Source organism: Chitinophaga varians, assembly GCF_012641275.1.
Taxonomy (GTDB): Bacteria; Bacteroidota; Bacteroidia; order Chitinophagales; family Chitinophagaceae; genus Chitinophaga; species Chitinophaga varians_A.
Genome location: NZ_JABAIA010000002.1, coordinates 1 through 21,877, shown reverse-complemented (window position 1 = coordinate 21,877; position 21,877 = coordinate 1). Strand labels below are relative to the sequence as shown.

Sequence of the window (21,877 nt, the reverse complement as noted above, 5' to 3'; positions counted from 1 at the left end):
GAAGTGCTACCAACACCCCGGTTTTAGTCCCTGTGCCTGTTGAAAGGCACAGCATTTTTAACGACTCACATTAAAAACATTACAAAAATGAGAAAATTTTACGCCGGTTGCGTCAAGCCGGTCAAAACTCTTTTTTCCTTAAAAATGAGACTAGCACTCTTTTTCGCATTCCTTTCCACTTCTATGGCCTCTGCCGCGCATATAGAAGGTCAGTCGATGGAAAAGATCAGGGTGGACATCCAGGCCAAAGAACTACCGATGAAAAAGGTATTGCAGATGATTGAAAAACAATCATCGCTCACCATCGGATATGATATCAGTGCCATCCCTGCTGAAAGTAAGGTCAACTATACGGCCAACGGCAAAACCGTGGCGGTAGTGTTAAGGGAACTGCTAAGTTCCTTCCCCGTGAACATCGTACAGGTGAACGACAAGTACCTGCTGATACAGCCCGGCGGCCAGCAACAGGCCGTAAAAATCAGCGGCCGCATTACTGACGGTAAAACCCATGAGCCTTTACCCGGTGTCAGCATCAGTATCAAAGGCAGCTCCTCCGGTACACAAACAGATGTCAACGGCCACTTTTCACTGGGATTTCCGGCTGGCAAAGAAGAAGTGACACTGTCTGTTTACTTCGTGGGTTTTAAGAAGAAAGAAATTGTGCTGAAGAGGGAAAATGCCACAGGCCTGAACATTCAGCTGGAAGAAGACAGGCTCGGCCTCGATGAAGTGGTGGTGACAGGACAGGGTGTAGACATCGCGCGCCGCAGATTATCGTCCAACGTTGTCAGCATCGGCGCACGGGACATTGAAGATGTTCCTGCCGCCCGTATCGACCAGTTGCTGCAGTCACGTTTGCCCAATGCACAGATCAAACTTACCGGCGGCCAGGCGGGCGCCACTTCCATTATACGCGCCAGGGGCGTTAACTCCGCTTTCGTGAACTCCACTCCCATCATCTATGTGGACGGGGTGCGTATGGACAACCTCAATACCGCATCGGCCCTGGGCGGCGGTAGCGCGCAAGGCGCCGCAATCAGCGCCATCGCCGATATCCCGATGGAAAATATTGAGAAGATAGAATATATCAATGGCGGCGCTGCCACTACCCTCTACGGTTCCGATGCAGCCAACGGCGTGATCCAGATCTTCACCAAAAAAGGCGGCGCCGGCAATGTTTCGGTGAACGCTGAAACACAGATGGGCATTGAAACACCCACCGCCGACTTCCTTCACTTTAAACGCACCAAAGAACTGCTGATGCAGAATGGTTTCTTCCAGAAACATCATATCGGCCTCAATGGCGGTCAGGATAAATTCGGCTATAGCTTCTCCGGAAATTACCTTAACTCACAAGGCACCGAGATATTCGATCAGAACAGCAACCGTAAAATCGACTTCAGCACCGGTTTCCGCGCCGGCCTCGGAGAAAAGGTGACTTACGAGAGCTCATTTACCTACGTCAACAATAAATACAAACGTAACCGCAATGGTAACCAGGGCGGCTATACGGGGTTATGGTTTACCGAAAGCGGCGCCTCCGCTATCACCGGCCCTAAATTCAACCCGGACATCGATAACCTCTCCGACACGGAATTTCAAAGGATGAAAGATTATGTCCGCGAAGCAGAGCGGCTGCAGGACAATGACATCACTGTTAACCGCTTCCAGACTTCACAATCTTTTAAATACCGTCCGCTGAAAAACCTGGTATTTAAAGCTACCGGTGGTATCGATTACCGCGTACAGAAAAACCAGGTCATCACCACCAACAAATACCTTTCTTTCACCACCGGCAATCCGGTAAAAGACCAGGGCAGCATTACCAACAACGACCGCAAATACCTGGGCATCACGCTGGAGCTGAACGGACAGCATGAGTGGAAAACAGATCAGTTTTCTTTCGTTACCACTGTGGGTACTCAGTTCTTCCGCAACGAAGACCAGCAGATCGCCTACAATGGCAGCAATATCCGCGATGGCGCCAGAAACATCAAAGACGCAGCCTCTAAAACCAGCGATGAATACTACCTGGAAGTAGTGAACTATGGCATCTATGTACAGGAAAACATCGGGTTCAAAAACAAACTGTTCCTCGACCTCGGCCTGCGTGGCGACGGTAATCCTGCCTTCGGCCGTAACATCGGCATACAGTATTATCCCAAAGTAGGTTTCTCTTATGTTCCCAGTGCAGAGCCCTGGTTTGCCAGTTTTGAGCAGGTATTGTCTTCCGCCAAAGTACGCGGCGGTTTCGGTATAGCCGGTAATCTGCCAACAGCTTTCGCCAATGAAAGAACGATAGCCTTCCAGGGTTATAACAATGACCAGGCAGCATTTTTCGGTCAGCCGGGCAACGACAACCTGAAACCTGAAAAGACACAGACGCTGGAAGCAGGCATAGACTTAGGTTTCCTGAAAGACCGTCTGTTGATATCTGCCGGTTATTATAACGCCGTGACCAACGACGCGCTCTTTTATGTGCCACCAACACCGTCCACCGGCCAGTCACTGTCGCAGTTGTACAATGTCGGTAAGATACTGAACCGTGGCTGGGAGCTGAGCGTTACCGCCATCCCGGTAGATACCAAAGATTTCACCCTCCGGCTGAATGCCTCTGCCAACACCATGTATAATAATGTAGAAAGTGCCGGCGGCGTAGCGCCTTTTAACATCAACGGCTTCAGCGCCCGTACCATTCAGACCGTTGTACAGGAAGGATACCCTATCGGTTTCCTGCGTGGCAACTACGGCGTGTTTGGCCCTGACGGCGTATTACAGAGCACTACCGCGCAGCAGAACCTGGGCACCACCATTCCGGACCTCTTCGGCAGCCTGGGGCTGAACCTGCGTTACAAACAATTCAATTTCTTCGTCAACGGTGATTATCAGAAAGGGGCTTATGCCAACTCTTTCGACCGTCAGTTCCGGTTTAACTATGGCGCCGGCAACGAAGGTATTCCACAGGGAGAGATCGATAAAAACAAGCGTACCAACTGGCTGAACTTCACGAATATGTTTACCGAAAAAACAGACTACCTGAAGATCAGGCTGATAGGTTGCAGCTACAGCTGGAAACCGGCGCTGTTCAACAAAGTGATCAAAAATGCCACTGTCAGCTTCTCTGCTGTGAACCCGCTGAATTTCGCTGCTTCCTCTTTTGATCCGGAAGCTACCATCAGCGGCAGTGCGCAGGGCCAGGGAGGCGCCACCACCGGCGGTATCTCCTATGCCACCTATTCCGCGCCGCGGCAGTTCTTAGGCACTTTACGTTTAAACTTCTAAACCTGTCAATCATGAAAAAAAGATATATCACCGCTGCCCTCTTTGCAGGTATGCTTGCTATGGACAGCTGTTCCGTATTAAATCCAAATGTCACCGAGCCGGTATTTCTGGAGAACCCCAATGCCGCTTCCAGCTGGGTGACCGGCCTTCGCCGGCAGCTGGCGCTGACGATGAACCAGGTGGTGGTTTCCACTGAACTGGTATCTGACAACTATTACAACAACCGCACGTTGAGCAGTAAAGTTTTTGATATCCCTCAGATCGATTATTACGATCTGGATGTCAACAACCTGCAGATACAGGTACAGCGCCTGCGGGAAATGTCTGAATACGGCCTTAACAAAGTATTGCCCGCCGATCCTGCCGCTACCGCCGCAGATTCCGCAGAAGTATATTTCAGCAGCGCCTTTGCACATATCCTCAGCGGAGAATTGTTTATAGGCCTCCCCGGCAGTGCCGGCGGTGCGGTGCTTACTCCCGCAGAGCACCTGCAACAAGCTATCCGTCAGCTGGACCAGGCTATTGCCCTGAGTAAAAATGCCGCGGAAACAGCCGCTTATACGCTGCTCAAAGCCCGCGCCTACTACGCCCTCGGAGATGCCGCCAACGCCGCTAAATTCGCTGCCGCAGCTACCAACAATAACGGCACGTTGCTTCGCCAGGTAAAATATGACGGCGTGAACAACGTTCCCAATGACATGCAGACCTATCTTTTCTCTTCCACCAACAACGAGTTTGCGCCGCTGCCGCGACTGGATTTCCTGGACCCTAAATATTTCCATACCGGTCTGGCTGCCAACGACCAGAAGCCCGTCACCATTGCCAAAGCGGAAGAAGGTTGGCTGATCATCGCAGAAACACAGATAGCCGGTGGTAACCTCACCGAAGGCCGTAACGTGCTGAAACAGCTGTTGCAGCTGGTGGCCAACCGTCCTTCTGTCATGGTAGATGATAAAAAAGAAACCCGCAACGGTGGCAACCGCACTGATTATCCGCTGAAAGCCGTAAAAGTAAAATTTGACGCCAACGACACCCTGCGCAGCAATTATGTGCTGGACCGTCAGGCTGGTAACGTTAAAGTATATACAGTGTCCGGCACGCTGGTCACCAATAATGATCTCGATGCCGCCGTCACAGAAGACCAGTTGTTATACATCCTCTACCGCCTGCGCCAGGAAATATTCATGGCAGAAGGCAGACGGATGACAGACCTGGGCATTAAATTCCCTGTTTCCCAAACAGAACAGCTCAACAACCCGAACGTGAAACCGGAACACCTGAAAGCACAGATCCCCTCCTTTATCCCGCTGAGCCGGGGCATGGATGATTTCACCTACGATAAAACCAATGGCGTGGTAACTATGAAATACGACATGAATGCCGTGCTGGTGAAAAACAAACACGCAAAAGAAATTTTCCCGTTCACCAACTAAAGATTATTATCATGAAAAAACTACTCTTTTCCGTATATGCGTTACTGCTAGTATCTGCTGCCGCCATGGCCCAACAGGCTAAATATGTGGTATTAATCAGTATCGACGGCTTCCGTCCCGATTTTTATCTCGACCGTTCCTGGCCCGCGCCCAATATGCAACGCATCAAAGAAAAAGGCGTGCATGCCACCGGAGTAAAAGGCATTTTCCCGACCATCACCTATCCATCCCATACCACCCTGATCACCGGTGTAAAACCGGCCAAACATGGCGTCTGCTACAATACCCCTTTCGAACCGGAAGGGGCCAGCGGCCGCTGGTACTCAGAGACCAGCCATATCAAAGCAGAAACGCTGTGGGATGCTGTCGGCAAAGCCGGACTGATATCCGCCTCAGTCTCCTGGCCGGTGTCAGTAGGTGCTCCGGTGAACTATAACATCCCGGAGACATTCTCCCTTAGCAATCCCGGCGACCGCAGAGCGCCTACCAGCGAGCAGTCTACGCCCCAAGGCCTCTTCGAAGAAATACAGCAGCATGCCACCGGCGAGTTAGAGTCCACCGACATGAACCTCCGCTACCTCGGCATGAACGAAACCCTTAGCCGCATGGCCGCCTACCTGGTCCGTCGCTACAAGCCCAACCTGCTGACCGTCCACCTGCCATGCACCGACGAAGTGCAGCACCGCGAAGGACGGGAAGGCAACGCTGTAGCCACCGCCGTAGCTTCCGCCGACCACGGCATCGGCACCATCCTCGAAGCCATCGAAAAAGCCGGCATCAGCGACAGCACCGCCGTTATCATCACCGGAGATCACGGCTTCGTGGACATCCACACCTCCCTGGCGCCCAATGTATGGCTCGCACAAAAAGGCCTGGCCGGCACCAAAACAAATCCAGGCAGCTGGAAAGCCTTGTTCCATAGCGGCGGCGGCTCCACCTTCCTGAAGCTGAAAGATAAAAACGACACCAAAACACTGCAACAGGTAAAAACCATCCTGAACGAACTGCCCGAAAGCATCCGCAAACAGTTCCGTGTGATAGAACAACCCGCCCTGGCACAGACCGGCGCCGATCCTGACGCGGTGCTCGCGCTCACCGCCGTACAGGGGATCGCATTCTCCGCCAACCGGGAAGGAGAAGCGGTGAAAAAAGCCAATGGCGGCGCCCATGGTTATTTCCCCGATTTCAGGGAGATACAGACAGGGTTTGTTGCCTATGGCGCAGGACTGGCAGAGAATATTACCGTTCCGGTGATGGAACTGACAGATGTAGCGCCGTTGATAGCCAAATTATTGGGGATATCATTGAAAGATGCAGAAGGGATGGTATATCCCGGAGTGATGAAGAAATCCAATTAAAATGGATAAGGAATGGAAGCGGGGTTTCTACCCCGCTTTTTTTTGAGGAAACAGCATCAGAGAATTCTTCCGTCCCGCAATTCTATGATACGGTTCGTTTTTGAGGCAAAATCGTTGTCATGGCTGACCACGATAATGGTTTTTTTATGTTCTGCAGATAAACGTTGAAAAATATCGAAAACAATACCGGTGTTTTTAGTATCCAGGTTCCCTGTAGGCTCGTCACACATGATAACGGAGGGCTCGTTGATCAGTGCCCTTGCAATGGCGACCCTCTGTTGCTGCCCTCCGGAGATCTTTGAGGCCGGCTTCAACGCCTGCTCCCCTACACCCAGTTGTTTCATTTTTTCATAAGCATTATGTTCTATCTCTTTCGGGGATAACCTTCCAAGACGCAATGCAGGGATCATCACATTTTTCAGACAGGAAAAATCAGGTAACAGATAGTGGAACTGAAACACAAATCCCAGATGTTCATTCCGGAACTTAGCCAGATAATTCTCAGATCTGCCGGAAATTTTTTCTCCGTTTAATTCAATTGTGCCTTCATAATCAGTGTCCATCGTTGATAGAATGTACAACATTGTAGACTTCCCGGAGCCGGACTTCCCTGTTACCGAAACAAACTCTCCCTTTTCCACATCAAATCCTACGTTGTTCAATACCTGGAGTTTGTCCGGTGTATAAAAGTACTTATTGATATTTCGAGCCCTCAAGGCTATTGATGCACCAGACATTTATCCCCTTATAATTTTAATCGGATCTACTTTCGCTGCTTTTCTGGCAGGTATGTATCCCGCCAGGAAGGCGGTTATCAGGCCAAATACAGATCCCTGTGCGTAATGTTTAAACTGAAAAGTGACCGGAAGGTAGGTAACACTACCAACTCCCAAATAAATCCTTGACACAAAATAAGAAACCGACCAGCCAAACAACAGTCCTCCTATTGTACCAACCAATCCAATAAGTGATGCCTGTTTGATAAATATGCTGATTACGTCCAATCCCTGAAATCCCGTTGCCTTCAAAATCGCAATTTCTTTCATTTTCTCATAGATCACCATATTAAGAATATTATAGATACCGAAACCGGCCACCAGCAAAATGGTGATAACAACAGCATTGGCGATGATGTCCCTGATTTTTTTACCTGCCAGCGACTGTTCATTGGTACTTTGCCATGTTTCAACAGCATAACCCGTTTGTCTCTGTATTTTATCGGCCAGCCCGGACGTTCTGTTATAATCTTTTATGTTGATATAAATATCGGTAATATACCCCCGGTCCTTTTGCAATAACTGTTGAACAACCGGAACATTCGTATAGGATTTACCATTGTCCACTGCCTTGACGGTGGTTTTAAAAATACCGGTAACCTGCAGTCTCTTTGTAAAGCCGTTTCCTGTTGCCAGGGTGATGTAGTCTCCTTTTTTGACATTTAGTTTTTTCGACAATCCCGCACCAATGATAATACCATTATTATTTTCAGCGAGTGCCTTAACAGAACCTGAAATCATACTGGAAGAGATATCAAACATGTCATCCTGTTCAATAATATTGACGCCCACCACACTTCCATTCTCCTGCAGGTTATTATTTGAGTAGATCACGTTTGAGCTTACCTGTTTACTCATTTTTGTAATTTCTTCATACTGAGACAGCAGCTGTATTACATTATCAGGGTTAATGATATTATTGGTCGTATTTACGTACCGGGGATTACTGATAAGATGGACCGTTCCTTTACTTTCATATTTATCCAGCAGTTTGGTATCACACCATCGGCTGTCGGTATATAAACGCAGGTGGGGAGTACTGCTAAGCATGATTTTCTCCGACCACTGATTGGTGCCGGAGATCAGGGAATTGATAAAAATGAACATTCCTATTCCAAAAGTCACGCCCAGAGCCGCCACAATAGTTTGCCGATGGCGGCTGACCATATAAGTGAAAGCGATTTCAGTATTAACACCGAACTTCATTATCGTATATCTTATGCTGTTGCCATTACTGTTTCAGAATTCTGGTGGATTGGTTTAATGCCGAAAGGACCTCCACCCATTCGTTTGACACGATGCCTGTTTTGATCATCACCGTATCCCGCCCCCGTGATGCTTTCACCACAACGCTGCCATCCGGACCGAGGCATTTTCTGGGTATCAACAGGGCATTGTCCTTCCGGGCCACTATAATGTACGCCTGCAAAAGCGTTCCGTTGATGAGCGAAGGGCTGTTTTTTTCAAAAAGGGCTTCCACAGTATACGCCTGCGATGCAGCATCGAAGGCAGGGTACTTTTTAGATACATGCGCAATATGTGCCACGCCCTTTCCGGTATTTAACTCTACCAGCACTTTTTGCCCCAGGCGAATTTTTTCGATACTTGTTTCATCCACGCTCAGAACGATTTTTAGTTTTTGAGCATCACCCAATACGGCCACCGTTTCTCCTTTACGCACCCATTCGCCTTCTTTTCTAAGCAACGCATATACCTTGTATTCACCTGGCGCTTTAATATTATAGTAGCTGGTATTTACAGCTGCACTCAGTTGTTGCCCGTGACTGTTAACAACCGCCTGTTGTAAATCCAGGCTGGTTGCTTCTATTTTTTGTTTAAGTACATTGACATTACTGACAGCGTTGTTATAACTGAGCTGCGCAGCCTCCACCTCCACCCGGGCGACGGAGTTGGTGGTATATAACCGCTGCATTCGTTCCAACTGGATTTTATCATTATTCAGTTTTTCATTTGCCATGTTCAATTGTTCTTCCAGTTGCCGGAAAACAGCGGAATTGACAGCAGCCTCCTCTTTGACAATCCGGAGATTTTCTGCGGCGGTTTGTTGTTGAATTGCAGAAGTTGCGTTATCCTGAAAAAATAGTGTCTGGCCGGCCTTTACGGTATCTCCTTCGCTTACGGTTACTTTCTTTATATATCCGTCGTTAAGCGCCGCCAGCGCAAACTGGCCTACCGCTTCAATATGGCCGGAGGCGAATACAGATTCTGTAATGGATGAAACTGTGGGTGAAGTCCATTCTTCGTTTCTGTTTTTACAACTAATGGTTAACATCAGCACAATGGCCGCCATTATTCTCATCTTTCTCATTCCACAAAATTTGTTTGACGAATTTTCAGGAGATATTGTTGGATAAAGTAATCACTCATGTTTTGCAGATATTCGTTCTGATTGATGATCAGGTCCGAATATGATTTCAATCGTTCGTCCAGAGAGATAATACCCTCGTTAAACTTCCTTGTTGCATGGGCGTCATTACTTTGGTACAAAGCCAGGATATTTTTGGCTTTTTCATAGGTTTTCAGCGACGCTTTATAAGCAAGCAATAAATTTTTGTTATTGATATCCGACTGTAAGCGGGTGTGATGATGCTCTTTCTGTTGTATGTCATAATCAATTTTTGCTTTTTGAATATTATACAAACGGGTCTTCCCGGCGAACAATGGTGCTGTCAGCCTCAGCCCCCAATACTGCTGGGGCATCGTATTGCCATCTTTGGACTTCAGGAACTCACTTGTGGAAAGCTGAAGATTATACTGATATATTGCGCTCAAAGTAGGCGCCAGAGCGGCTCTGGCGTTCCTCAGCTCGTTCTCCGACAGTTGCATACGTGCGTCTGACAGCTTTATGGCGGGATCTGTCGGGAAGCTGTCCTCCGCATCCGTCAGCGTACCCTCGTCCGGATTACCCGTAAGGACGATACTATCAGATACATTCAGTAACAGTTGCAGGTTATTCAGTTGCAGCTGCCTGTGCTGCGTGGCGGCATCCAGGCTTTTCCCGGCCTTTTCCCTGTTAATTAATACGGTATTGATCGTTGCTTCGCTAATAACACCCTCGTGAAACTTGTTATCCGCCAGTTCATAAATCGCCGTGGTGGTTTTTAAGTTTTCCCGGGAGAGCCGCTCTGCTTCTGTCAATAACATACAGGCGTAGTAAGTATCCGCCAGTTGCTGATAGAGGCCCATTTTGACGTTGGCTATATTGAACCGGGATATGGCGTCATTCAGCCGTGCTCTTCTTATTGCGTACCAATCCTGAATATTCAGGATATCAAATTGGGCGAAAATGCCGCCATTGTAAATAAATCGCCGTCCAAAGGTTGCTTCGGTAAAAACGCCGTCCGGCACATTTGGGCGCAGTAGTTTTTCCGGAATCAGCGTAGGTTGTATTTTGATATTGTCAGTATACCCTCCTGTGGCCGTCACTACCGGCAACATGGCGCCATATGCCTGTTTAATATTAATACCTGCAATAAGGCCATTTAAATGAGCGCTCTTTAACTGAATATTATGTTGTTCGGCATAGGCCCAAATGTCCTGAAGGGAGGCGAAACGCAACTGGGCCCTGGCAGCATTGGCGACCAGCATCACTGGAATGCACCATAACAGCCGCTTTTTCAACAAAGTCATGCCATACTTTTTGTATCCTGATAATTCCATAAGTCTGCGGCTTCGGGATTATACTTCCGTACTGTGTCCGAACTGCTTTTCAAACAGTCCTGTAAAGGTTTCATTTTCATCATAATCAGATGCCTGATAGTATCCCGCTAATAACTGCTCTCTCATTTCCGGGGATAAGATATCATATTCTTTTAATTTTTTACTGCTATCCTCCAGAACAGCGGTTAAGAGATTAGTAAAATAGGTCAGATGAGCCTCAACTGTTGACGGTAAAAACAATGACCGGTCATATTTCAGACGCAGACAGAGTGTTTTTTTCAGGTCAAATACCTCCATCGTATATTCACTCTCCGTTTCCTGTAAAAATCCGTTCATCATCTTCACTTCTTCAGGGCCATTTTCCATTTTCAGCACATTGTCGTAAATATTCTGAAAGTTATAGGTCGTTCTGAACAGTGGCAGTTTCCCTTGTCCCCCTCCCAGCTGCAGGGCCGAAACAAGGCTTGTAAACGGATACCCGATGTGGTCAAAACCGCTGACTACCCCATTTTTCACGTCATCCACAAACGATGCAAATATTTTATCGCCTGGGACGCTATTTCTGACAATCATCATATTGACATAAAAACCGATGGCCGATTCGTGTTGTTTCCCAGGTCTGTTGGCCACAGGCATTAGTGTAAGGATGTCCTCTTCACCAGTTATTTTATACAGCAATAAAGTAAAAGTACTCAACATCAACGAAGACAGACTAACATTCAGTTTCTTTGACAATGATCTCAGTTCCTGTGACATCTCCGGGGAAACCAATTTTTCACTATATCCGGTGCCCGCAGCGGAAGCAACGGTATCAAAAGGCAATGACAATACCGGTAGCGTACCTGAAAGCTTTTCCCTCCAGTAAGCCAGGCTAAGACCTCCTCTTTCACTTTTCATAAACAAACGTTCATCTTCCACAAAACTGAAAAAGGCCCGGTCCTCGTCCCGCGGAATCACAATACCGCCACTGTGAAGCTTTTGGCATTTCTCAAGGAACGACCGCATAAATACCCCGCCAGACATTCCATCAAATACGATATGATGAAATACAAACAACAGATACATCTTTTTGCTCATCTTGTCCTGTCGGATATAAAAGCGAACAGGTGTATCCTGTCTCAGATTAAACGGCATTTTCAGTAACCGGTTGAACTCCGCACTGACATCATGCTGTTCGTTAATTTCGACAAAGTCAACAAACAGCGCATCCTCCACCATATTAATCTTTTGGCAAACGGTGCCTGTTTCTTCGTCAATACCGAAACCGGCCCTCAAAATCGGATGTTCGTGCAACATCAGGCGATAGGCATACACCAGCTGATCTTTGTTGGCCTGCCCGGTAAAAGTAAATGCCAGGGGAATATTATACACAAAATTGCCGGCATCCATTTCCTGATTGTACCACAGGCCTTTTTGTGCTTCGGATAGCGGATAATGCAGGGTTTCAGGTACAACAGGAACATCATCTGCGGGTTCTTTATCCGGGTTGCATTCTGCCGGACGGTTTAAATTTTCTCCATAGCAGGTCTGTATAAAACCGGCCAGGTCAACGATATTGGTATTGTTATAAATATCAGAAGGTGTCAGCGTTATCTTCAATACTTCGTTAATGTTCCGTATAAAAGTATTGGCCAATATAGAATCAAAACCATAATCCATGAAGTGTTCATTCACATCGAGATCGGCCTGTGGTATTTTGATGGTTGCTGATGCAATCGCCAGCAGCTGTGCAGTCAGCCATTCATTATGCTGCTGTCCCGCGGAGGGGCTTACAGGCGCCTGAGGAGCCCTGGCAACATTGGCAGAAACAGGCGGTGCTTCATGCACCTTAATTTCCGTCTGTCCACTATTGACTGCGGCAATGATCTGCTGCGGTAACCCACTGTCCGACGGATGGAAAGAGACCTGTCCAAAACCGCTTTTTGCCAGCACGGCCGCCCAGCTTCCAGACGACAGGCAGGGGCTTCCTTCCATTCGCAGGGCCTCATCTTCATATAGCCACCATCCGTCAAGTAATCCGAATGTCAGTGTGGTAAACAGATTAGTGGTAACAATTTCATTCAACAGCAATAACCCGTTTTTCTTCAGTAAAGGCCTGATATTGTTCAATGTCCGATATATGTTACGGGTGGCATGTACTACATTGGAGCCTATCACTATATCATAATATTCAATGGGCTGTGCTTGTCCGGCTACCGGCGATTCTATATTTAAAACGGCCGTTTTTAAGTAAGGAGCCAACTCTCTGTAATGAGCTTCAGCATGTAACAGAAAGCTGCGGGAGATATCGGTGTACACATATTCGACCCGATCACTATAGGCCCGGAGCTTCCGGAATATGACCTCGCTACTGCCTCCTGTACCAGCCCCTACTTCCAGTATACGCACCTTCTCTCCGCCGGCTAAATGATCAGAGATATCTTTCACCCGGCTCAGTACTACTTCCGATAATACATCATTAAAGTAGTCAGACTGATAGTTCCCTTTGTATATTCCGCTTACATGCTCCATACTTCCTCCCGGAAAGATGACGTCTGTAGCCCTCGCTTTTCCTGTCAATATTGCGCCGAAAGCTCCCAGGCAAGCCTTTAGCAGTTTACTGTGGGGCGTATAGGATGTATGAGTTGCTGTCAATGCATCGATAGACGCTGCCACATTAAAGCCCGGCAAGCTGTTTTGTATGGCTTCCGGTATCACCAATGCGCTTCCTTTTTTCTCCAGATAACCACGGTCCACCAGGAAACCTATCAATACCTTAAACAAACGATGATACTTTGTAGCTATTTCCGCTGGCTGTTCCGTTTGCAGCCCGAATTCCAGGAATACCTGCAACAGCCCTTTCGCGCAGATGGCTTCAAATGGCTGTTCCACTTCTGTTGCAGGATGGTAAGGCGGTATCGGCGGCAGCGATAATTCCGGGAGGACTTTTTCGGTTTTGGTCGTTAAAGGCAGCATAGCTCTGGCCGCTGCAGTTAGCTTTGCATAAATCACCTGCCTTGTATTTCCTTCCAGTACCGCTTCCAGCAACGCCATTCCTTCCGCAGAGGAGATGCTTTCCACTCCCATGAACGCCATTCTCCGCTGGTAATCGGAAGAAGATACGATTCCCACTTCTCCCCAATATCCCCAGTTAATGATATACACCGGTATTGGCAATTGATGGCTAACGGCATGGGCGTAGCTGTCCTTGTAGCTACAGCCGGCAGAATAATTACTCTGGCCGGCAGCATTCCATTGTGATTGCGCCGAAGAATAAAAACAGATAAAATCCAATGGTTCATTGCGGAATGTTTCCACCAAACAATGGCTGCTGGAGGCTTTCACGGCAAATGGACCTTCAAAGTCCTGATCACTCATATCTTTCAGCAATTTGTCATTTAATACAATAGCTGAGTGGATCAGTCCATGTACAGGCCCATATGCCGACTTAATTGCAGCATACGCATGTTCCATGTCGGCCCTGTCGGTTGCGTCACACTGAATATATACCGGCCGGTTGCCGGACACTGACACGGTATCCTGCCAACGGCTGATTTGTTCATCCTGTGCTCTTCGTCCCAGCCAGATCACCCGGGCATTGTGCTTCCTGATGAGATATGCCGTCGTTTCCCGGCCAAGACCGCCGGCACCGCCGAGGATCACGTAGGTCCCATTTTGCCGGAAGCGGCTTTTTCCGGTGTTGCCTGCTTTTATTGTGCGAAGCTTGCGTTCATAGTACGCTCCATGCCGGTAGCCGCATACCGTTCCGTCTTTATGGTAAGGTGTGTCTGGCAGGGATGGAATGTCATTATCGTTTTCGATATCTATCACCCGTACACGCCACAATGGTTGTTCTTTGGCCAGCGAGCCAGCCAGGCCGGTAATACCGCTGCCTGTTACTGATACCTTATCGGCCGCGAGTATCTGCTGGGTATGGGCAATGACAATAGTAAGATTTAGCTTTCTGTCACGATAACCGGAAAACAACAACTGCTTTACAGCCGTAAAAAACTGTCGTTCCTGATCTCCTATTACGGCTGTGTCTTTGTTCAGGCCATGTAGCAGGTAGACATCCGTCGTTCCGTCTGGTAGTATCTCAGCGGTCTGTTGCACCACCACCGGAAGGCCACGCTGCTGCAATATCGCCTCCAGTTTTTCCGTGAACGGCCGGTCTGCGCCGCCGGGGAGCACGACGTGGATACCATTACCAGACAGCTGTCCGGCACTTTGTGTAGCCACCTGTTCCCATTCGGGAACGAAACACAATATTTCTGCTGTTTCCTTTTCTTTAGTAGCAGCAGGTATTACAGGCTGCGCAGCAGTGTCTGAGGTAGCGAGCCAATATCTCTCTCTTGCAAAGGGATAAGCCGGCAAGCTGATCCTGGCGGGCAGTTGCTGAGCGTATAGCTGCTCCCAGCGGACCGTAGCACCCTGCACCCATAGTTCTGCCAGGGCTTTCAGCTCCCTGTACCGCATATGCCGGTCGACCAATGCCTTTACAGTACCGCTTTCCACGCCACCCGGTGTTGCGTTCTTCCTGATATTGCCTGTTAAAAGATGGCGGGTGTCTCCTTTTATATAAGCTGTAAGTACTGCCACCAGTGTTTCTTTATCTGTCGCCACTATTGCCAGTCGTTCTTCCATTGCCTTTCTGCCTATCTGCAGCGTATAAGCGATATCATGCAGTTCCAATGCCGGGAACTTCTCCACATATTGTTTCAGATTTTCTGCCAGCTTCCGGAGCCGGTCAGCGTTCCTGGCGGACAAAGGCAGGATAACTGGCCCGGAAAAACGTCTTCCTGTATCCGGCGCCACATATTCTTCGATGACAACATGGGCATTTGTACCACTGAAGCCAAAACTACTCACTGCAGCCCGGCGTGGGAGACCATCTGGTGCTTCCCAGCTGGTTAGCCTGTCCTGTATGCGAAAGGGGCTGTCTTCGAGGCTAATCAGTGTATTACAGGCTTCGAAATTGATCGTCGGAGGCAACTGCCGGTGCTTCAGTGCCAGAAGGACCTTCAAAACACCACTCACGCCTGCTGCCATAACGGTATGGCCTATATTACTTTTTACGCTTCCCAGCCCACAATACTGTTTTTTGCCGGTAAACTGGCCAAATGCGGCCGACAGGGCCTGAAACTCAATGGGGTCGCCGAGGCTGGTACCGGTACCATGTGCCTCTACATAAGAGATCGTCGCCGGATCAATATTATATCTGTTATAAAGCGCCGTCTCCAGGTTTTTCTGCGAGGTGGTGCTGGGCGCTGTTATACCGCTGGTAGTACCATCCTGATTGGTTAATATTCCTTTGATAACCCCATATATATGGTCTCCGTCTCTTTCTGCATCCTTTAACCGTTTCATCACCACAACACCAACACCTTCACCCGGAACAAATCCATCAGCCCTTCTATCAAATGTATAGCAGCGGCCATGAGGAGACAACATCCCCGCCCGGCATGATTGGCGGTAAAACTCGGGGGTGGTGTATACCGTCACGCCACCGGATATGATAAGATCGGTCTCTCCCAACAGCAGGCTTTTACAGGCTATATCCATGGCCACCAGCGAGCTGGAGCAGGCGGTATCCACTGCTACTGCCGGGCCTTTCAGATTTAAATAGTAAGCAATACGGGAGGCAAGGATAGAACTGGTATTACCCCAGAAAGCAGAAGCTTCAGTGGTAGCCTTCATGGACAGCTGCACATAGTCACCGGGGCCAACACCTACAAAGACGCCACACTTGCTTCCATTGAGCTGCTCCGGGTTAATGGCCGCATCTTCCAGGGCTTTCCAGCAATGCTCCAGAAACAGGCGCTGTTGCGGGTCCATTGTTTCGGCTTCCACCCCCGTGATCCGGAAAAAGCGAGGATCAAATTTGTCAATATCTTTCAAAAAGCTGCCCCATTTACAATAGATCTTGTTTTTATCTTCCTTATTGGTACTATAAAGCGCATTCACATCCCAACGCTCGGGCGGCACTTCTTCAATGAGACTGGTACCGCTTTTGAGCACATCCCAGAACTCATCCAGATTATTTGCCGCCCCGAACTGGCCGCTTATGCCGATGATTGCAATATCACTTTCCATATGTGATATCGGCCGTATCTCCCTGGCCTTATCTGTATTATAATCTCCGACTACTGGTCCAGGGATTTGTGTATTAATAACTATTTTACCAATGTTACTCCTATTTTCCAGTTGCGTGTATGCGTCCCTGAACTGTTGCAGATCAAATTGCCGCCCTATAACAGGCGTTATTACATGCTGTTCTATCAATGTTTGGCAGGCATCCCAAAGTTCCCTGGCATAACTTTCGTCGTCCTTCAACAACCGGTTAATATCCAGGCTGATAAACGTCTGGTTGTTGGAGAACTTACTGAGATCAATCTTGTTGGCCGATTTAATGCCGGTCATTGACAGCTCCACATACCTTCCCCGTTTACCCAGGCAGTTAATGCCTTTTTGGATGTTTTCACCTCCCAGGGTATTGATCAATACGTCCACCCCTCTTCCGGCAGTGATCTTTTTCACCTCTTCTTCAAAATCCTGCTCCAGATAGTTTATTACATGACTGACACCCAACTTTCTCAGGTAATTAAGTTTTAATTCACTTCCGGCTGTAGCGATCACGCTGGCACCTGTATGAAGCGCCATTTGTATGGCAATCAATCCGGTTCCACCGGTAGCGCTCTGGACAAGTATCGTTTCTCCGGACCTCAGGCCCGCCCTTCTATATGCTTCCACCACTGTCATGGAGACAGCAGGCATGGCACATGCCTCCGAAAAAGAAAGTTTCTCCGGCTTGGGCAGGAGCTGCCCGCAGTCAACTGTTACATGGGTTGCATGCATTCCCAGGCCTTTATTTCCGGCAACCAACACTTCATCGCCTACACGAAAAGCTGTGACACCATGACCAGTTTTCCTTACAATCCCCGCAGCTTCAAAGCCCGGAGTAAAGGGATAAGGAGGCATATTAGGATACAACCCCTTAACGCATAACAGATCCCCAAAATTCAATGCAAAACTTTTTACTTCTACCAGTACTTCTCCTGCGCGGGGAGCCATTGGTTCAAATGGCATCAGTTGTATATCGGCAACAGTCCCCGGCGCCTGTAGCAACAATCTCTTTCCTGCGCCGCCAGCAACACCGGTATGCTGTGCTGTTATTCCTGCCGGCTCCGACGCCTGTTGCTGGTACGGGCCACTCACCACCTGCGGATTGCTGTCTCTGAAGCTGGCAGCATATTCAAGTTTCAGGTATGCTGCAAATTGATTAATAGTTGGATAATCAAACAGGATAGTGGTCGGTATAGCGGTTTGCAAGGCTTCGTTCAGCTCCTTGATCAGATTCAGTCCCAGTATTGAATCGATACCGTATTCAAACAGCGGTGTATCGGGGTCAACCTGGGCAGGCTGCAACTTCAACACCTTACATACGATCATGACAAGCAGTTCCCTAATCCTGTTATCCAGGTCCGCTGCTGTATGCATATGATCACCGGCAGTATCTGTGGCCGGTGTCACAATAGGTTCCACCTGGCATGCATTTGTATTGGCAGCATATTGGGGCGCAGTATTCATTGGAATGACGGCAAAGTCTCTGATGGTCAGCAATACCTCACCATCTTCATTTAAGATGTCCAGGTCAAAGTTGTTGAAAGTATGTGCAACGCCATTCCCATTCGCTTTTCTGGCGTAACACCAGATGTCTCCTGGCAGTTCCCTGTAGATATTCACTTCTCTTATGCTATAGGGCAACGGCAACCTTTGTGTTTCGTTTTCTGTGCACAGACAAACACAGGTTTGCAGCGCGCTATCCAGCATCCCCGGGGTAAGTACGAAAGACGGGCTTGGAGGAAGCGTTATTTTCGAGAGCGCTTCCGTTTCATTAAAATAAAGTGTGGTTATCCCCTGAAAACTATCTCCATAATGAAGTCCTTTTTCGGAGAACCAGTTGTAACATTCTCTCTTATGCATAACGCGGGGTAACCGTCTTCTGATAATCTCCGGATCATGGCTTCCCGGCAACGACAACATTGCGGTTCCTATGCGGCCCTGGCTATGCATTTCTTCTCCGTGGCCATTAGTGCGGAGAACCTGGTAGCACCACTCAGTTCCCGTCCGGGTGAGTACAGTATCTACCTTCGCCCCTACTCCGTTGATCGTCATTGGCCGCATCCAGACAATATCCTTTAACTGGGTGATCTGCCTGCCTGTCATATGGGAAGCGGCTTCACGGGCAAGTTCCAGATAGGCTGCTCCCGGAAATATCTTTTCCCCCAGCACGATATGATCTGCCAAAAAAGTCTCCTGACCGGAATATACGTTGGTATATCGTTGTTGCTGACTTATCTCCGTTTTAGGGTAATCTGCCCGGGAAGGTTCCGCAGAGGGCACGGTTTCGTCGTACCAGTAAGATTCTCTCGCAAAAGAATACGCAGGCAGTCCCACCTTGGCGGGCAATTTGCCGTCATACAGCAAATGCCAGTTGAAATCACCACCTTTTACCCATAACCGGGCGAGCGACTTCAGTTCTTTCGCTTTAAGCGCCGCCTCGATATAGGCCTTTCCCGCTATCCCTTCCAACAAAAAGTCTATTTTGTCTTTTCTTACGTTACCGGTGAAAATTTCGCCCGCGCCTCCTGTAATGTATCCTTCCAGTCGGGTCAACAGCTCTTCCCGGCTTTTTGCGACAAATGCAAGCCTTTCTACCAGCGCGGCTCTCCCTGTCTGCAGTGTAAAGCCGATTTCATGAAGCTCCAGATGAGGATAGTCTTTCAAGTGCTGTAACAAGTTGCCGGCCATTTCCCTCAGCCTGTCGGGATGCTGCGCAGACAGGACAATGATGGCTGGCGATGTATTGGCAACAGCAACAGGCCTGGCTGGATATTCTTCGATCACCATATGCGCATTGGTACCGCTAAAGCCAAAGCTGTTGATAGCAGCCCGGCGTAGGCCAGGGTGTTGTATCACCCAGTCTTTCAGACTGGTGTTAATGTAAAATGGTGTCTGTTCAAGTGAAATATGTTCGTTCAGCTTTGTATAATGAATCGTTGGGGGTATCTGCTTATGTTTTAATGCCTGCACCACTTTTATAACACTGGCCACTCCCGCTGCCGCCAGTGAATGCCCTATATTAGACTTAACACTTCCCAAACCACAGAAGCCGGTTTTGCTGGTGTAGGTTTTGAAAGCTTCCTTTAACGCCTTCACCTCGATAGGATCGCCCAGTTTAGTACCGGTACCATGAGCTTCCACATAGGTAATGGTTTCGGGATGAATTTTAAATTTATCATATACATGTCGTTGTAATGCGGTCTGCGACTTGTCACTTGGCGCCATAATGCCGTTGGTAGCACCATCCTGGTTCACAGCCCAGCCTTTTATCACTCCATGTATTCTGTCTCCGTCTTTTTCTGCCTGGTCCAGTCTTTTCAATAACACCACACCTATTGCTTCCGCAGGCACAAAGCCGTCGGCCTGCTGGTCAAATGTTTTACATTTCCCCTCCGGACTTAACATGCCTGCCTTACTGGTCATGATATGCATATCCGGAGTTGTCAGCACACAAACGCCGCCGGCAAATGCCATGTCACAGTTACCCAGCAACAAGCCGTCACACGCATGTGCAATAGCGACTAAAGAGCTGGAACAAGCAGTATCTATTGACAGGCTGGGCCCTTTCAGATTAAGCAGGTACGCAATGCGCGCGCTTAAAATAGCACTGCTGTTACCAGTCAACAGATATGCCAGGTCGTTATTGCTGAATCCTATTCTTTTATGATAGTCACCATAGCCAGCGCCTATGTATACCCCGCAAGCCCGGTTTGCCAGCTGTTTGGGGTCATACCCCGCGTCCTCAATGGTTTTCCAGCATTCTTCGAGGAAGAGCCGCTGTTGCGGGTCCATAAATGTTGCTTCCTTAGGAGAAATATTGAAGAACAGGGGATCAAACCGGTCAATATCATCGAGTATTCCCATCCACCTGCTGTAGGACATGCCGCTTTCAGCAGGGTCCGGATGATAATAAGACGACTTCCGCCATCTTTCTTCCGGCACTTCTGTCACCATATCTTTGCCTGCTTTCAGATGTTCCCAGAAAATATCAGCGCTGGCAGCGCCCGGCATTCTGGCGGACATACCAATGATGGCAATATCACTTGCTACCACGACGGGTTGAGATTTTGGTGTTTCCTGTTTATCCTGCCTGCCTGCTATCGGAGAAGTTTCCGGGAGAGCGGGCGTATCGGCGATAGTTGAAGGGTTGGCTGCATGTGGCGGCAGCGTTGAAATATAAGCTGCCAGTTCTCTCAGCGTCGGGTAATTATAAAGATCAGTCGCTTCTATATGAAGTCCCAGTTGCTCGTTCATGTTTTTCACCAATTCCACGCCAATAATGGAATCGAGTCCCATATCAATGAGCTTCTCATCGTCATTGATTTGCTCTGGAGCTATATACAAAGCATCTGCCAACAACTGTCTCAATATTTCCGGTATTTCGTTTTTAACTGCTGTCAGTCGTGAGGAAATATATTGTTCGTCTGCTTGTTCTTTCTCCGGTACTGCCACCGCGTTCGGTAGCTGACTGTATATGTAAGCGCCTAACGTGTTTAAAGTAGGATAATTATAAAGATCTGTAACACTGATATCCGTATGAAAACAATTATTTACTTTTTGCAGCAACTCTACACCAATAATGGAATCCAGTCCCAGATCAATAAACTTTTCATCTCTATCAAACTGTGTGCTTTCTATATATAACGCATCAGCCAGCAGAGACGACAGTTGCTGTAACACCTGCGGCGCATCGTAAATTTTTTCTGTTATCATATCCTGTTCAGATGTTAGTGTAATAATTGGTTGAGCCATAGCGTGTTCTTTTTCTGTTACCAGTGGTTCCAGGCTAATCCTGGCAGCAGCAGCGGTGAGGGCTACTCGTTGTACATGTCCCGGTGGAGCCAGTACAATCTTGTCTTGCTTCTGTTGCGGCGGATCCGGCTCCTGTTTATTGGCATGTAGTCTAAGGTTATACCAGTAGCGCTTTTGTTCAAAAGGGTATGTGGGCAGGCTGATCTGTCGCGGCTTCTGGCCTGCCGAATAAAGCTCCTGCCAGTTAATAGTCGCTCCCTTCACCCATGACCGGCCCACCATTGCCAGGTCCTGTATTGATAACATGCCGGCCGTCACGCTTTCTTCCTTTTCCTTACGGCAGTTATCGTGGTAATATTCTCCGGCTTCACCGGATATATATTTTTCCAGTTGGGCCAATAACGACGGGACATCTTTCACCACCACTGCCAGGCGCTCGTCCATGGCTTCTCTTCCGGTCTGCAATGTATACCCCACATCATGCAGGCTGATG

8 protein-coding genes are annotated in these 21,877 nt (G+C 48.4%); 3 read left to right on the top strand and 5 right to left on the bottom strand.

Features of this window, described 5'->3' with window-relative positions:
* The first annotated feature begins 144 nt into the window (after positions 1 to 144).
* Genes HGH92_RS14680 through HGH92_RS14670 form a run of 3 tightly spaced genes read left to right on the top strand, consistent with a single transcriptional unit; the run spans position 145 to position 6,073 of the window.
* Entirely contained in the window at positions 145 to 3,282 is a 3,138-nt protein-coding gene (locus HGH92_RS14680) for a TonB-dependent receptor domain-containing protein (RefSeq protein ID WP_211092646.1), read from the top strand.
* Between the two features lie 11 nt (positions 3,283 to 3,293).
* Positions 3,294 to 4,715 carry a tetratricopeptide repeat protein gene (locus tag HGH92_RS14675; RefSeq protein WP_168871566.1) on the top strand — a complete coding sequence of 474 codons (1,422 nt, stop codon included), beginning with the start codon at positions 3,294 to 3,296 and terminating at the stop codon, positions 4,713 to 4,715.
* An 11-nt stretch (positions 4,716 to 4,726) separates the two neighbouring features.
* Positions 4,727 to 6,073: an alkaline phosphatase family protein gene (locus HGH92_RS14670; RefSeq protein WP_168871565.1), complete on the top strand. Its 1,347-nt coding sequence runs from the start codon at positions 4,727 to 4,729 to the stop codon at positions 6,071 to 6,073.
* A gap of 56 nt (positions 6,074 to 6,129) precedes the next feature.
* Here HGH92_RS14670 and HGH92_RS14665 read toward each other — a convergent pair whose 3' ends face one another.
* The 5 genes from HGH92_RS14665 to HGH92_RS14645 are packed head-to-tail and all read right to left on the bottom strand — an operon-like array spanning position 6,130 to position 21,870.
* Positions 6,130 to 6,810: an ABC transporter ATP-binding protein gene (locus HGH92_RS14665; protein ID WP_168871564.1), complete on the bottom strand. Its 681-nt coding sequence runs from the start codon at positions 6,808 to 6,810 to the stop codon at positions 6,130 to 6,132.
* Positions 6,811 to 8,055 (bottom strand): ABC transporter permease, encoded by a 1,245-nt coding sequence (locus tag HGH92_RS14660; protein ID WP_168871563.1) that lies wholly within the window; start codon positions 8,053 to 8,055, stop codon positions 6,811 to 6,813.
* A 25-nt stretch (positions 8,056 to 8,080) separates the two neighbouring features.
* Positions 8,081 to 9,178 (bottom strand): efflux RND transporter periplasmic adaptor subunit, encoded by a 1,098-nt coding sequence (locus HGH92_RS14655; protein WP_168871562.1) that lies wholly within the window; start codon positions 9,176 to 9,178, stop codon positions 8,081 to 8,083.
* The gene (locus HGH92_RS14650) at positions 9,175 to 10,500 is read right to left on the bottom strand and encodes a TolC family protein (RefSeq protein ID WP_168871561.1); all 1,326 of its coding nucleotides are present in this window, start codon (positions 10,498 to 10,500) and stop codon (positions 9,175 to 9,177) included. Before HGH92_RS14650 ends, HGH92_RS14655 begins: the two co-directional genes overlap by 4 nt.
* Positions 10,501 to 10,548: 48 nt before the next feature.
* A complete protein-coding gene (locus HGH92_RS14645) occupies positions 10,549 to 21,870 on the bottom strand; it encodes an SDR family NAD(P)-dependent oxidoreductase (protein WP_410493978.1) in 11,322 nt (3,773 codons plus the stop codon).
* Positions 21,871 to 21,877: the final 7 nt, after the last annotated feature.